Origin of the sequence: Pararobbsia alpina, assembly GCF_902859895.1 — a bacterium.
In the GTDB taxonomy this organism is placed as follows: domain Bacteria; phylum Pseudomonadota; class Gammaproteobacteria; order Burkholderiales; family Burkholderiaceae; genus Pararobbsia; species Pararobbsia alpina.
In genome coordinates this window covers 83831-97829 of the sequence record NZ_CADIKM010000013.1, presented here as the reverse complement: position 1 = coordinate 97829, position 13999 = coordinate 83831, and the positions used below count along the sequence as shown (strand labels likewise).

Sequence of the window (13999 nt, the reverse complement as noted above, 5' to 3'; positions counted from 1 at the left end):
ATGTTCGGCACACCTTCCCAGACAGTGGGTCCCTATCTGCGCATCGGCCTCGAGTGGCTCGACGACGGCGATCTGATCAAGCAGGCGAGCGCCGCGGAGATTCCGGGCAGACGCATCACGATTTCCGGCAAAGTGATCGACGGCAACGGCATTCTCGTGCCCGATGCGGTGCTCGAATTCTGGCAGGCCGACGCAAACGGCGCGTTTCCCACGCTCGATGCCGAGCGCAAACCCACGCAGGCCTTCAGAGGTTTCGCGCGGATCTGTACCGATTCCAATGGCGGTTTCACGCTCAAGACGATCATGCCGGGCGCGACCGACGGCCCGAACGGACAACGCCAGGCACCGCATATCGGCGTGCAGGTTTCGATGCGTGGCCTGCTCAGGCCGCTCTACACGCGCGTCTATTTTCCGGACACGCCGGCCAATGCGGGCGATCCCCTGCTCAATGCGGTGCCCGCCGCGCGCCGCGGGACGTTGATCGCCAATCCGACGGCTGACGATACGTTCACATGGAACGTCGTCGTGCAAAGTGTCGGAGCGTATGTCGAGACTGCGTTCTTTGATTTCTGAGGCGAGCCTTCCTTGATTTCAGAACCGATGTTCGAAGCGGCCGGCCGGCTGACCGACCTGATCTGCGGGACCGGGCCGATGAACGCGGTCTGGTCGCCGCGCGCAACGGTGCAGCGCATGCTCGATGTCGAGGCCGCCCTTGCGCGTGCTTCGGCCGCACACGGCGTGATTCCGCATGCCGCGCTCGCCGCGATCGAAGCGGCGTGTCATGCGGAACAGATCGACGGCGCCGCGCTGATGTCGGGCTCGGCGGCCGGGGGCAATCTCGCGATACCGCTGGTCAAGCTGCTGACCGCCAACGTCAGGCGTGCCGATGCCGAAGCGGCGAAGTATGTGCATTGGGGCGCGACAAGTCAGGACATCATCGACACGGGACTCGTGCTGCAACTGCGCGAGACCTTCGCACTGCTGGAGCAGGATCTCAAGGCGTGCTGCGATGCGCTCGCGATGCAGGCGCGCGCGCATCGCGCGACACCGATGGTCGGCCGGACCTGGCTTCAACAGGCCTTGCCCATCACACTGGGTCTCAAGTTCGCGCAATGGCTCGATGCGCTGAGCCGCCATCGCGAGCGTCTGCGCAGCGTGCGCGGGCGTGTGCTCGCGTTGCAGTTCGGCGGTGCGGCGGGCACGCTCGCGAGCCTGCGCGACGCGGCGCCCGCAGTCGCACGTTCCCTCGCGGATGAACTCGGCCTCGCATTGCCGGCACTGCCATGGCATACCCAGCGCGACCGCATCGCCGAGGCGGCCGCGAGCTTCGGCATGCTGACGGGTACGCTCGGCAAGATCGCACGCGACGTCTCCCTGCAAATGCAGACGGAAATCGGCGAACTCGCCGAGCCCGCTTCGGCAGGCAAGGGCGGCTCATCGACCATGCCGCACAAGCGCAATCCGGTCGGCTGCGCCGCCGTGCTGACGGCCGCGATACGCGCGCCGGGCCTGGTCGCCACGGTGTTTGCCGGAATGGTCCAGGAGCACGAGCGCGCCCTCGGCGGCTGGCAGGCCGAGTGGGAAGCGCTACCCGATCTCGCACGACTGACCGGTGGCGCACTGGCTCAGATCAAGGAGCTCGTGGCCGGCATCGAAGTCAACACCGAACGTCTCGCGGCCAACCTCGACACCACGCACGGCCTGATTCTCGGTGAAGCCGTGATGCTCGCGCTCGGCGATGCGATCGGCCGGCTCGACGCGCATCATCTGATCGAGCAGGCGTCGAAGACCGCCGTGATGGAGGGCCGTAGCCTGCTCGAGGTGCTGTCCACCCATGCCGCCGTCACTGCCCATCTGAGCGCCGGCCAGCTTGAACACCTGCTCGATCCGGCCAACTATGTGGGCCAGGCGCACGCGATGGTCGATGCTGCGCTGGCCTCCCATCAAGCATTCAAGTCGTAAAAGGAAATCGTTTATGCCTTACGCAAGCGTAAAGGGCGTCGACATCCACTACCGGGTCGATGGTCCGGAAGATGTCGATGCGCCGTGGCTCGTGCTGTCGAACTCGCTCGGCAGCGATCTGTCCATGTGGGCGCCACAGATTGCCCCGTTTTCAGCGCGCTACCGCTTGCTGCGCTACGACACGCGCGGTCACGGCCATTCGGCCGCGCCGGCCGGCAGCTATACGATCGAACAGTTGACCGGCGACGTGCTCGGCCTGTTTGACGAACTCGGCATCGATCGTGCGCATTTTTGCGGCATCTCGATGGGCGGGCTCACGGGCGTTGCACTGGCAGCCCGCTATCCGGAGCGCATCGATCGCGTGGTGCTCGCGAATACGGCCGCGAAAATCGGTTCCGATGAAGTCTGGCTGCCGCGGGCCGAGCGCGCACGCAACGAAGGCATGAGCGCGCTTGCCGGCGCCGTGCTGCCGCGATGGTTCACGCCCGGCTTCTTCGAGCGTGAGGCGCTGATGTTCGCGCAGATCCGCGACGTGTTCGTGCACACCGACGGCGAAGGATATGCATCGAACTGCGATGCAATTCGCACGGCCGATCTGCGAGGCGAGACTCACAATATCCGCGCCCGGGCGCTGGTGATCGGCGGCACGCACGATCTCGCCGCGACGCCCGCGCAAGGGCAGGAACTCGCCGCCTCGATCCGCGATGCGCGCTATGTCGAGCTCGACGCATCGCATATCTCGAACCTCGAGAGGGTCGAGGAATTCAACCATACCGTGCTCGATTTTCTAGGGGAACAGGCATGACAGAAGACGAGCGTTACGAAGCCGGCCTGAAGGTGCGTCGCGAGGTGCTAGGCAATGCGCACGTGGATCGCTCGCTCGCGAACCGCAACGAGTTGACCAGCGAGTTCCAGAACATGATCACGCGCCATGCGTGGGGCGATATCTGGACGCGCCCGGGCTTGCCGCGCCATACCCGCAGCATTGCGACGATCGCGATGATGGTCGCGCTCAACCGCAGCGAGGAACTTGGACTGCATCTGCGCGCCGCGAAGAACAATGGCGTGACGCGTGACGAGATCAAGGAGATCCTGATGCAGACCGCGATCTATTGCGGCGTGCCCGCGGCCAACTCGGCATTCCATCTCGCGCAGACGATCTTCGCCGAGGAAGACGCACAGTAGTCCTTGCGCTCAGCTGTTCCCCGTATCGCATCCGTCACCGCTGTCCTGCATAATGCGCGCTCGGACTGGCTCGATGGTGCCCATGGCTACCGTCGAACAGGTCCGAGACGCCTCTGGCGCACAGGATTGACGAACGCGCCGCCGGCGCCGGTCGATGATGAAGGCGCCGTCGGCGCCGACTACGGGGAAGACATTCCAAATGGGGCGACTTGCACGTGCGCTGGTCTGCGTGGTCTCGGCATGGCTCGCCATGGGTCGCACGGCCCTGGCCGACACCGATCCGGCCGATGCCCTGCACTCGATTGCCTTTTTCTACGGCGAGCATCCGCCGGTCGATGAACTCGCTCGCTATGACGCGGCCGTCATCGAGCCCGATCACGGTTTTGTGCCCCCGCCCGCGATCGTTGCACCGTCCAAACCGATCTGGTACGCGTATGTGAGCGTCGGCGAGGTCCATCCCTCGCGCCCCTACTTCGGCGCGATCCCGCCGGGCTGGCTGCATGGCACGAACGACGCATGGCAGTCCTCCATAGTCGACCAGACGTCGGCAGGCTGGCCCGCGTTTCTCGTCGACCAGGTCGTTGCGCCGCTCTGGCGTGAGGGCTATCGCGGCTTCTTTCTCGATACACTGGATTCGTACCAACTGGTCGCGACAACCGACGCCGAGCGTGCCGCGCAACAGGCGGGGCTGGTGGCCGTGATCCGCGCGATCCACAAGCGCTTTCCGGGTGCCTACCTGATCTTGAACCGAGGCTTCGAGCTGCTGCCGCGGATCCACACTATCGTCGACGCTGTTGCGTTCGAGTCGCTCTTTCGCGGCTGGGACCAGGGCAGGCGGAGCTATGTCGTGGTGTCACCGCAGGACCACGACTGGCTGCTCGATCAAGCCCGCACGGTGCGCCAACGTTATCGATTGCCACTCGTCTCGATCGACTATTGCGACCCTGCCGACACGGCGTGCGCGCGCGACACGGCTACGCAAATTCGGGCCCTTGGAATGATCCCGTGGGTCGCCGACGGCGGCTTGCAAACCATGGGCACGGGTAATACGGCCGATTAATTTCGAGCTGCTTTCTTCCAACGAGACTTGGAAAAAAAGCGTGCCAGAAGTATCTGAAGATAAACCAGGCCAGATAGGACGACTTCCCGATCGGGAAAATTTTCCTACCGGTTAATCAATTAGTTTGCGCGCTAGATAATATTTGTGCGGTACCGAACCAAAATCACGCTTAGTCTCGCGTCGGGATTCTATTGGTAGAAAAAATGATTGCGTAGTTTTGAAAGTTAAAACACAATCGCTTCCGGGTTTGAGCCTTACAAAAAAAGACTCGGTATGACCGCACCCTTTCGCGCTTCTTACAAGCGCAGCCGTAAGACGGGGTTGGCCTTGTTGCTAACCCTTGTCACTCGCGGTCTTCAGCGGTAGTCCGGTAAGAACCGGCGCGCGCCATAGAGCGCAATGATGTCCGCTTTCCGATTTGTCTCGACAAACCTGCCAAAAGCAGCCGATACAGGCTGCCTTGATTGGACGTGACTGCTTTTACAGTTCGCTGTTTAAAGGCCGTTTAGCGCGTCGTGAACTTGGCAACGGGGCCGGACGATTCTTTGTGTCCGCAACAAAAATTAAGTGATCTGCGAATTTATGCATCGGAAAATGCTGGGGTTTATCCGGGGGCGTTGCAGGACGGTATTTGTTTCGGGATTCCATCGCATTGCTTGCGACGGGCGTTCCGTGACATTGGCCGCCGCATTGGGGCTCGCGCTGTCGGTCCCGGTGCAGGCCGCGACGGGCGCCAGTGCCACGTCGCCCGCCGTCGTTTCACCGAATTCCATGGCAGCCGCGAACGCCGTGCCCGCCGGCACCGATGCGCCGGCCGGCGCCTTGCCGAACATCGCGTTTTTCTACAGTGATCCTTCTCCTGTCGTCACGCTGTTGCAGGCGTATGACGCCGTCGTCGTTTCGCCTTCGAGCACGTTCAAGCCGACCGAACATGCGCTCGAGCACACGACGTGGATCGCGCGCGTCGACCTCGCAAATGTCGCCGCCGACACGACCAATCTGTCCGGCAGCTTTGTCGAACAGACGCTCGCGCCGCTGTGGCAGCAGGGCTATCGCGGTTTCGCCTTCGACGGCCTCGACGCGCTGTTTGCGTCGGCGCCCAACGCCGATGCGCGCGCGACGCGGGAGCACAACGTCGCGACGCTGATCGATACCGCTGCTCAACGTTTCCAGAATGCCCGGATCGTCCAGCACGGCGGTGCAAGCCTGCTGCCTCAGACTCATCCGCGTGTCTACGCCTACGTGACGGGGTCGGTCATGCGCGGCCTCGATGCGAACGGCCAGACCCCGGTCCCCGTGCCTGAGGCCCAGCGCGCTGCGACGCTTGCCGATGCGCAGCGCATTCATCAAGACTTCCAGGTGCCGGTGATCGCCATCGACTTCTGCCCCGCGTTGGACCGCGCGTGTGCGCGCGACGATGCCAAGGCTGTGCGCGCCGTGGGCGACAGCATCGGCCTCGCGCCGTATGTCACCGACCCGGGCTTCGACAGCGTCGGCATTGGCCGCATTGAAGTGATCCCGCGCCGCATCCTGCTCGTGCAGGACACCGACCCGACGCAGCCGATCGATGAAAGCGCGGGCGTGCGTGATCTCGCGATGCCGCTCAACTATCTCGGCTATACGATCGAGTATGCCGACGTCAACAAGCCGCTGCCCGGCCACGTGACCCCAGACCGCTACGCGGGCATCGTGGTCTGGCTCGAACGCGCACCGGTCGACTCGAGCGGGGATTGGGAGAAGTGGATCCTCGCTCGCATCGCGGACCATGTACGGACGGTGTTCTTCAGTGATTTCGGCTTCGTGATGAATCCGCAGGCCGGCGCGGCGCTCGGTCTCACGACGTTCGACGGTCGCCCGCGCGGTCAGGTCTCGATCGTCAGCAAGGACCCGATGATCGGTTTTGAGGTCATGCCGGCAGCTGACGGACGCGATGCCGACGGCATCAAGGTCGGCGATAACGGCACGTCGCTGCTGCGCCTCGCCGCCGGCGACTTTGTCTACGATCCCGTCGCGCTGACGCCCTGGGGCGGGTACGCACTGTCGCCCTTTACGATCGCCTCGCTGAACTCGATCGGGCAGGAACGCTGGGCGATCCAGCCCTTGGATTTCCTGAGCCGCGCGCTCGCGCTCAAGCCGATGCCGATGCCCGACACGACGACCGAGAATGGTCATCGTTTCTTCATGGTTCACGTCGACGGCGACGGTTTTGCGTCGCGCTGCGAGTTCCCGGGGCCGGACTTCTCGGGCCAGGCGCTCTACGATCGCTTGTTCAGCAAGTACCGGGTGCCGACCACGTTGTCGGTCATCGAAGGCGAAGTCGGATCCAAGGGCCTGTATCCGCAACTGTCCCCGCGGCTCGAACAGATCGCACGCCAGATGTTCCTGCTGCCGAACGTCGAGATCGGTACACATACCTACTCGCATCCGTTCGAGTGGGAAGACGTGCAGGAAGGCACCGGCGAGCGCGTCAAGCACCGCAGCACGATCGACCAGGGCGGCGGCGACTCGGCATTCTCACTGAATATTCCAAACTATACCTTCAACCTCGATCGCGAGATCACGGGTTCGATCGACTACATCAACTCGCGCCTTGCGCCTCCCGGCAAGAAAGTCAAGATCCTGCAATGGTCGGGCAATTGTGAGCCCCCGGGGATCGCGGTCCGCAAGACCTATGAGGCGGGTGTGCTCAACATCAATGGCGGCGACACGGTGATCACAAAAACCGCGAACAGCTGGACCAATATCGCGCCGATCGGCGTCGACAAGGGCCCCGATGCGTTCCAGGTCTATGCGCCGAACCAGGATGAGAATGTTTATACCGACGACTGGCAGGGACCGTTCTACGGCTTCACACGCGTGCTCGAAACGTATGCGATGACCAACGAGCCGCGTCGCTTCAAGCCGATCAATCTTTACTTCCATATGTACAGCGGTACCAAGATCGCGTCGCTGCGGGCGCTCGAGGAGATCTACCAGAGCGTGCTCAAGCAGTCGGTGTTTCCGATCTTCGCGTCCGAATATGCGCTCAAGGCGATCGACTGGCAGAACTTCGCGGTCGCGCGTGACGGCGACAGCTGGCTCGTGCGCGGCGACGGCGAGCTGCGCGAGCTGCGCTACCCGAGCGCGGTCAAGCCAAACCTGGCCAGTTCGAGCAACGTCGCGGGCTTCACGCCCGCTCCGGACGGCACGTATATCCATATGGCCGGTTCGAGCGCGCGTTTCTCGCTGGCGACCGGGGATGTCACGCAGCCCTATGTCAAAGCGGCAAGTGGCTTCATTCGCAAGATGGTGCGCGGTCCGGGCACGCTGAACTTCGAGGTCGGCAGCTATTACCAGCCTTCGCTCGATCTCGCGAACGTCGGCGCATGCCGGGTCAATCTCGACGGCAAGGCCGTCGCGCGACGGGGTGACGATTTGCATCTCGATCTGACGGCCGTGACCGGCCAGGACATCCAATACCACCAAGTCGAGGTCAACTGTGGTTCGTGAAGCAAGCGTGGTCGCCATGCCGAATGACAGTCGCAAGCTCAAGCGAGAACGCGCGCGCATTCTGCAGCCCTGGCTGCTCGGGTTGCTGGCGCTCGCCGTAACCGGCGTGCTCGCCACCGCCTACCCGCGCAGTACCTTGCAGCGCCGCTTGCTCGATGGCGACAAACCGAACGCCCTGTCCGTCGCCTATCTCGAGGCGTGGTTGCGCGTCGCGCCCGACGATCGCGACTTTATCGGCGTGCTCGCCGCGCAATACCTGCGAGTGGGCCGTTTCGACGATGCGGGACAGCTCGCCGACCGGATGGCGAAATCGAATGATGACGAACTGCGCCACTCGGCCGTGCTGATCAGCACGGGGATCGGCGAAGCGCGTGCCTATGGCATGACCGAGGACAATCCCGCGCGGGCCGCCGCGATGGACGATCTGCGCAGCCTGTTCGACATCGCGGCCGAATTCAAGTGGCAGGCGCCTGTGTTGCGCACGCTCGCGCAGCGCGCGATCGCTGCCGGTGCGAGCAAGGCGGCGATCAGTTTCTATCAGCAGTTGTCGGTGATCGACCATAGTGACGCCGTCGATTCCCAGATGCGCATCACGCAGCTCGCGCTCGGTTCGCGGGCCTATGAACGCGCGGCCGACGCGTATTTCAACGCGCAATCGCGTGTGGGCAGCGTTGCCGAACAGCGTCAGTATTTCATGTCGGCACTCGCGGCTTATCAGTCGGGCGGGCTGCTCGACCAGGCACTCGCCGAGGGCGAGAAGCACCTTGGCCGTCTTCAGTACGATCCACTGACGATCGAGACGATGTTGAATCTTGCGCGCTCCGCGAACCGCCGGGACATGATCCAGCGATACGCGAAGGCGCTGTCCAACCTGACGAGTGCGCTTGATCCGCGCAAGACGGACGGCAAGGACCGCCTCGCGGATGCGCCTGTGGCGGCGAATTCGCGGCGCGGCACGCGCCGGATCGCCGATCACGGCCACGCGTCCGCCTCGCGTTGGAAGATGTGGCATACCGTCGTCGCTCATCCCGATGATTTCGAAGGCTGGTACTACGCCGACGGCCCGCGCGCCATGCGGCGGGCAGGCGGCGCTGACGGCGTACGTCTCCAGCGCGTGACGGCGACGTTGCAGGATTCCAACGCATCTGCCGGAACCCTGCTGATGGCCCAGGTCGCCCTGGCGGCTTCCGCAAGCGAAGCGCCTGTCAAGGTGAAAGCCCCGGCCGCGGCACCGATGCGCGCCTCGATGAGTGCGGCCGACCGTGAGCACTACGACGATCTCGCCTACGAGGCCTTCCTCGAGAGTGCCGACGTCACGAGCGCCATGCGCCTCGCACAGCGCCGCGTCAACGCCGACCCGACTTCGTCGGTCTGGCAGCGCCGGCTCGCGCAGTCCGCGGAATGGAGCAACCAGCCCATGATCGCGCTGCAGGCCTGGCATGCCGTTGCCGAACAGACCAATGCCGTCGATGCCTGGCAGCAGGTATTGCGCATCGCGCCGGCGCTCAACGATGACGAGGCGTATGTCGATGCGCTGCTCCATCAGTCGGACCTGGACCCGAAGAATCTCAAGCGCGTCGACGCGGTCGTCGACGCTTACGAGCGGCTTGGCCGCCCCGACGATGCGCTCGCCTTCCTCAAGCGTCGGGAGGTCGGTACTCAGCGGATCGACGTGATGCGCCGCTATGCAGCGCTGGCCCAGCGCGCGGGCCAGGACGATCTCGCCGAGGCGACCTATGTCGAGCTGCAGAAGATCGCGGGTCCGAATGCGGATGATGCGCTGCGCCTTGCCAATCTCTACTACGCGCATCGCGATTACAAGGGTGCGTTCGGTGCGCTGAAGGTCGCGTTGCCTGTCGCGACGACGGCCAACGAGAACTTCTGGCGCACCTACGGCCAGCTGGCCCGTATGCTCGAAAACGACGACGCTGTTCACCTCGCGAACAGCAAACTGCTCGCGGGCAATCATGCGACCGATGAAGACCTCGGCGACATGGCGTACTTCTACGACGGCCATCCGCTCGATGCGGGCCGCATTGCCGAGCTCCAGTATCGCAATACGGGTACGCCGCGCGCCTTGCAGGACGCGATCTACTACTACGTCCAGGCGCGTGCCTGGCCACGCCTTACCAAGCTGCTCGCGTCGCTGACACCGAAGGAGCGCGCGGTCATCGACAACTCGCCCGACGCGCTGGCGATGATCGCCGAATACGAGCGCCAGACCCGCCAGCCGCAAGCCGCGCTGCGCGATCTGCGGCGCGCCGCGAGCCTGCCGGGGGCGTCGCCCGATGTGCAGTCCGCCTATCTGTGGACGCTGGTCGATTTCGGCTCGGACGACGAGCTGCGCGAGACGATCGGGCGGTGGCGCGACCGTTCGCTTGACGTCGCCGCGCTCTGGGGGCCGTATGCGGCAGGTCTGGTGCGCCTGAACCGGCCGGCCGAAGCGCTCGCCTATTTCCGCCGCGAAGCCTCCGCATCGAAAGGCGACCCGCTGTGGGTGCTCGCCCTCGCCGATGCGGAAGAGGCAGCCGGGAACGACCAGAGTGCATGGTCGCTGCGCCGCTATGTCTGGACTCAATTGTTGGCGCTCGATCCCGATGCGGGCCCGTTGCCTGCCGGTGCGCCGAGTCGCGGCCGCCTGCCGGCCGGGTTGTCGAACGACGACGCCGAACGCCGCGAAGAATTGCGCCAGCGCCGCGTCACGCTGAGCGAAATGTTCGAGAACGGCGACTCGTCCAAGCGCGTGCTGATCGAAATGTTGCGAGCCGACGGCGCGCAGTCCGACACGAGTACCATGCAGGAAAGCGTGCTCGGCAATGTCGGCAAGCTGCCGAAGGTCGACACGCCGGCTGTTGCCGGTGGCGTGGCCGCCGCCGACGCGCCGCTCACGCGCCCGGGGCAGAGCTCCGGCGGCAAGATCACCCGTGCGCCGCTTTCACCGGATGATCCGCTGGTGACCGCCGGCATGTCGCCGGTACAGTTGAAGCAGCAGCGTCAGATTTCGTCCGCGGCAATCGAGGTGTCGGTCGCGTGGGCACTCTCGAAAGAGTCGGACCCGCTCGCGAAGGCATGGCTCACACGCGAATACGCGAACCGGCTTACCCGGCCGGTCGACGCGGAGTTGTCCGTTGCGCTCGCCGATCACGACATCAGGACGATCGACCGCGTCCTCGACTCGAAGGGGGCGAGCCGTGTGCGCGTCGAGAACCGCATCGACGCGTACGAATTGGCGGACCGGCAGGGCGAAGCTCAGACGCTCGCGTTCTTGAGTCTCGACGGGGCGCCCGCCAACGACGACCTCCATGCGCGTCTGAGCGATCTCGCGACCGACCGCAACCAGTCCGTCTACTTCGGTGTGCGCAGCGTGACCGCGAACCCGCTCGCTTACTGGGAGACGAAAGTCGGCGGCGAGCTTGCGCTGAGCGATCACTTCTCGATCGCGCTGCAGGGTATCCAGTTGAACCAGCGCACGACCAATGCCCAGCTCCTCACGGGCGTGCCGTCGACCGACCGGACCTTTAACTTCATCGGGCACTACCAGACGACGAGCGAGGACGTCGCGCTGGTCCTGGGCCGACGTGACGCCTTGACCTCGTTCTATACGCAGGCCCTCTCGGCCGAATTCGGCCGCGGCACGCCGCTGCACTTCACGTTCCAGATCGGCCGCAATCAGTTCGCCGACGAATCGCAGGAAGTTCAGGTCGGCGGCGTCAAGGACATGTTGCGCGGCGAAGTCGAATGGGACGTGTTGCCGCGCGTGTTCGTGCGCGGCTCCCTCGAGGGCGACTACTTCTACGCGCAGGACCGTCAGCGCATCGGCAGCGGCGCCCTGATGGACGGCGAAATCGGCTACCGGTTCCGGATCGAATATCCGGACGTGGCGGTGCGCATCGTCGGCACGCACGGCAACTACAGCCCGGAGGACTCTACCGTGCCGTTCCTGCAGCGCCTGGTGCCGGTCGGCGACATTCCGACGGCCGCCACCTTCATGCCGCAAAGCTATTCGCAATACGGCATCGCGGCCGGCTTCGGAACCGACCTGCTCGAGCGCTATACGCGTGCGTGGCGGCCGTTCCTCGACGTGGGTCTGATCCACGACAGCAATTTCGGCTGGGGTCCGCAAATCCTGGTCGGCTTGGCCGGCAGCGTGTTCGGCAACGATCATGCAGCCGTGTATTACCAGCATGAAGCTGTCTCGAACCTGGGCACGTCAACGACTGAGTTCGGCGTACGTTATCGGTGGCTGTTCTGAGCGGCCAATGAGCCGAGGTACGGTCGTTTCACCACATGTTTTGTCAGGAATCAGGGGAATACATCATGCAAGAGTCAAAGCGTTTTGCCGGCGCCGGGCGCGCCAAATTGTTGCGCGGTCTCGCGATGTGGGCGGCGGGGTTGGCCGCGGCCGCCACGCTCAGCGGCTGCGCGTCGATCGAAACGAGCAGCGCGCCACAGTTGTCGCGCGAGGATACATGGGCGGTGCTGCCGATTGTGAATTACACGGAGACGCCGCAGGCCGGTCTAGCGGCCGAATCGATCACGCAGAGCCTGTTGACGAGCGCGGGCTTCAATCGCGTCACACGGTATCCGGCGAGTCTGAACCGCGACACGCTCGTCGACCCGTCGGAACGCTCGGCGGGCGACAAGGCACTCGACTGGGCGCGCAAGGAACATGTGAAGTACGCGGTCAGCGGTGCGGTCGAGGAATGGCGCTACAAGGTCGGTGTCGACGGCGAACCCGCTGCCGGCATGACCCTGCATGTGATCGACGTGCAAAGCGGCGCGGTCGTCTGGAGCGCGACGGGCAACCGTACGGGCTGGAGCCGTTCGTCGCTGTCGTCGGTCGGCCAGAATTTGATTGCGGCCCTGCTTGCTCCCGTTACCCGTCAGTAAGGAAGACACCGTGTCGAACGTTGCGCAGGATACGCGCCGCGGGACCTTCGCCGAGTCGGGCCGCTATCGGCGCTGGCTGACGCCGGTCACCACGCGCCCGATCGCCGTGATCGAGGTGCTGGTGGTCATGGCGGCGGTGATGGTCGCCGCCGCGCTGCTCGGTGGGCACGACCCCTTGTGGATCTCGAGCCCGTTCCCGTGGATTTGGTTGTTCCCGCTGGTGCTCGCGCTGCGTTATGGCACGTTGCTCGGCATGGTCTCGGTGCTTGCTCTGCTGGCCGGCTGGTATGTGCTGTATCCACAGCATTCGGTCGAGGGCTTCCCGATTGTCTTTTTTGTCGGCGGCACGATCCAGACGCTGGTCGGCGGTCACTTCGGCGATACCTGGGGCATTCGCTCGGCGCGCGCACGCGCGCTCAACGAATACCTGAATGATCGACTCGTTTCGCTGACCAACAGTCACTATCTGCTGCACCTGTCGCATGAGCGTCTCGAGAAAGACCTGCTCACGCGCCCGGCGACGCTGCGTGACTCGGTCACGCGGCTGCGACAGATCACGGCATCGGCCGCGGCTGAGTTCAAGCGTGGCGGCCTGCCGAACGCAACCGACTTCCTCGAGTTCGCGGCGCAGGTGTGCCAGCTCGAAGTCGCGGCGATCGTTCCGGCACGCAAGGGCTTACTCGAGGGCGACCACACGCATACGACCGACAGCGCCGCGATTGCGCACGTCGGCGAGTCGTTCGCGGTCGATCCGGCCGACGCGCTCGTGCGGCACTGCATCGAGACGCGCGCGCTGGCACATCTGACCAACGTCGACGAGGCGCGCGAGGGCAACACGCAGTATGTCGCGTGCGCGCCGCTGTCGACGAGCGAGGGCGACCTGCTTGGCGTGCTCGTGATCAAGCGCATGCCGTTCCTGTCGCTGAACCACGACAACCTGCAGTTCCTGCTCGTGCTGCTCGGCTACTATGCCGATGGCGTCGAACACGCCGCCGTCGCGCATGCGATCGTCAGCGAAGTGCCGAGCGTGCCCTATGAGTTTGCGGTCGACCTCGGCCGTCTCGAACGCCTGCAGCGCGATGCGCGCGTCGAATCGTCGCTGATTGCGCTGGTGTTCCCGCGTGACGACGAAGGCGACTCCTTGCTCGAGCACATCAATCGCCGCCGTCGTTCGCTCGACTTGACCTGGTCGCTGCAGACACCCGACCACTCGATCTTCCTGAACCTGATGCCGGCGACCGATGGGGCCGGGGTCGACGGGTATCTCGCCCGAATCGAAGACAGTCTGCATGTCCAGTTCGGCTTGAGCCTCGAAGCCGCGCGCATCGGTGTGCATACGCTTCACGTCGCGCCCAGCGGCAACGGTGCGGCGCTCAAGCGCCTGCTGCAACGATGCGGTTTTGACGCCTGATG

9 protein-coding genes are annotated in these 13999 nt (G+C 64.5%); all 9 read left to right on the top strand.

The window, feature by feature from the left end:
• The 9 genes from pcaG to HV670_RS15250 all read left to right on the top strand — a co-directional run bounded on the left by pcaG (position 1) and on the right by HV670_RS15250 (position 13997).
• Positions 1-573 carry a protocatechuate 3,4-dioxygenase subunit alpha gene (pcaG, locus tag HV670_RS15290; protein ID WP_175105634.1) on the top strand — a complete coding sequence of 191 codons (573 nt, stop codon included), beginning with the start codon at positions 1-3 and terminating at the stop codon, positions 571-573.
• Between the two features lie 27 nt (positions 574-600).
• A complete protein-coding gene (locus tag HV670_RS15285; protein ID WP_175105670.1) occupies positions 601-1962 on the top strand; it encodes a 3-carboxy-cis,cis-muconate cycloisomerase in 1362 nt (453 codons plus the stop codon).
• Positions 1963-1975: 13 nt separating this feature from the next.
• Positions 1976-2767, top strand: a complete 792-nt coding sequence (gene pcaD / locus HV670_RS15280; RefSeq protein WP_175105633.1) for a 3-oxoadipate enol-lactonase — start codon at positions 1976-1978, stop codon at positions 2765-2767.
• Entirely contained in the window at positions 2764-3147 is a 384-nt protein-coding gene (gene pcaC / locus HV670_RS15275; protein WP_175105632.1) for a 4-carboxymuconolactone decarboxylase, read from the top strand. The genes pcaD and pcaC overlap by 4 nt, the downstream gene beginning before the upstream one ends.
• A 199-nt stretch (positions 3148-3346) precedes the next feature.
• Complete coding sequence (locus tag HV670_RS15270; protein ID WP_175105631.1) at positions 3347-4207, top strand: endo alpha-1,4 polygalactosaminidase; 861 nt, start codon at positions 3347-3349, stop codon at positions 4205-4207.
• Between the two features lie 672 nt (positions 4208-4879).
• Complete coding sequence (locus HV670_RS15265; protein ID WP_175105630.1) at positions 4880-7696, top strand: bifunctional glycoside hydrolase/polysaccharide deacetylase family protein; 2817 nt, start codon at positions 4880-4882, stop codon at positions 7694-7696.
• A 16-nt stretch (positions 7697-7712) separates the two neighbouring features.
• On the top strand, positions 7713-11948 hold the full coding sequence (locus HV670_RS15260; RefSeq protein WP_175105629.1) for a tetratricopeptide repeat protein: 4236 nt from the start codon (positions 7713-7715) through the stop codon (positions 11946-11948).
• A 65-nt stretch (positions 11949-12013) separates the two neighbouring features.
• Positions 12014-12586, top strand: a complete 573-nt coding sequence (locus HV670_RS15255; protein ID WP_246257476.1) for a penicillin-binding protein activator LpoB — start codon at positions 12014-12016, stop codon at positions 12584-12586.
• A 10-nt stretch (positions 12587-12596) separates the two neighbouring features.
• Entirely contained in the window at positions 12597-13997 is a 1401-nt protein-coding gene (locus HV670_RS15250; protein WP_175105628.1) for a PelD GGDEF domain-containing protein, read from the top strand.
• The last annotated feature ends 2 nt before the right edge of the window (positions 13998-13999 follow it).

What these genes read in the sequence shown, in the direction of transcription:
- pcaG (WP_175105634.1), top strand. Translation starts at nt 1, where the DNA reads ATGTTCGGCACACCTTCCCAGACAGTGGGTCCCTATCTGCGCATCGGC.
- HV670_RS15285 (WP_175105670.1), top strand. Translation starts at nt 601, where the DNA reads ATGTTCGAAGCGGCCGGCCGGCTGACCGACCTGATCTGCGGGACCGGG.
- pcaD (WP_175105633.1), top strand. Translation starts at nt 1,976, where the DNA reads ATGCCTTACGCAAGCGTAAAGGGCGTCGACATCCACTACCGGGTCGAT.
- pcaC (WP_175105632.1), top strand. Translation starts at nt 2,764, where the DNA reads ATGACAGAAGACGAGCGTTACGAAGCCGGCCTGAAGGTGCGTCGCGAG.
- HV670_RS15270 (WP_175105631.1), top strand. Translation starts at nt 3,347, where the DNA reads ATGGGGCGACTTGCACGTGCGCTGGTCTGCGTGGTCTCGGCATGGCTC.
- HV670_RS15260 (WP_175105629.1), top strand. Translation starts at nt 7,713, where the DNA reads ATGCCGAATGACAGTCGCAAGCTCAAGCGAGAACGCGCGCGCATTCTG.
- HV670_RS15255 (WP_246257476.1), top strand. Translation starts at nt 12,014, where the DNA reads ATGCAAGAGTCAAAGCGTTTTGCCGGCGCCGGGCGCGCCAAATTGTTG.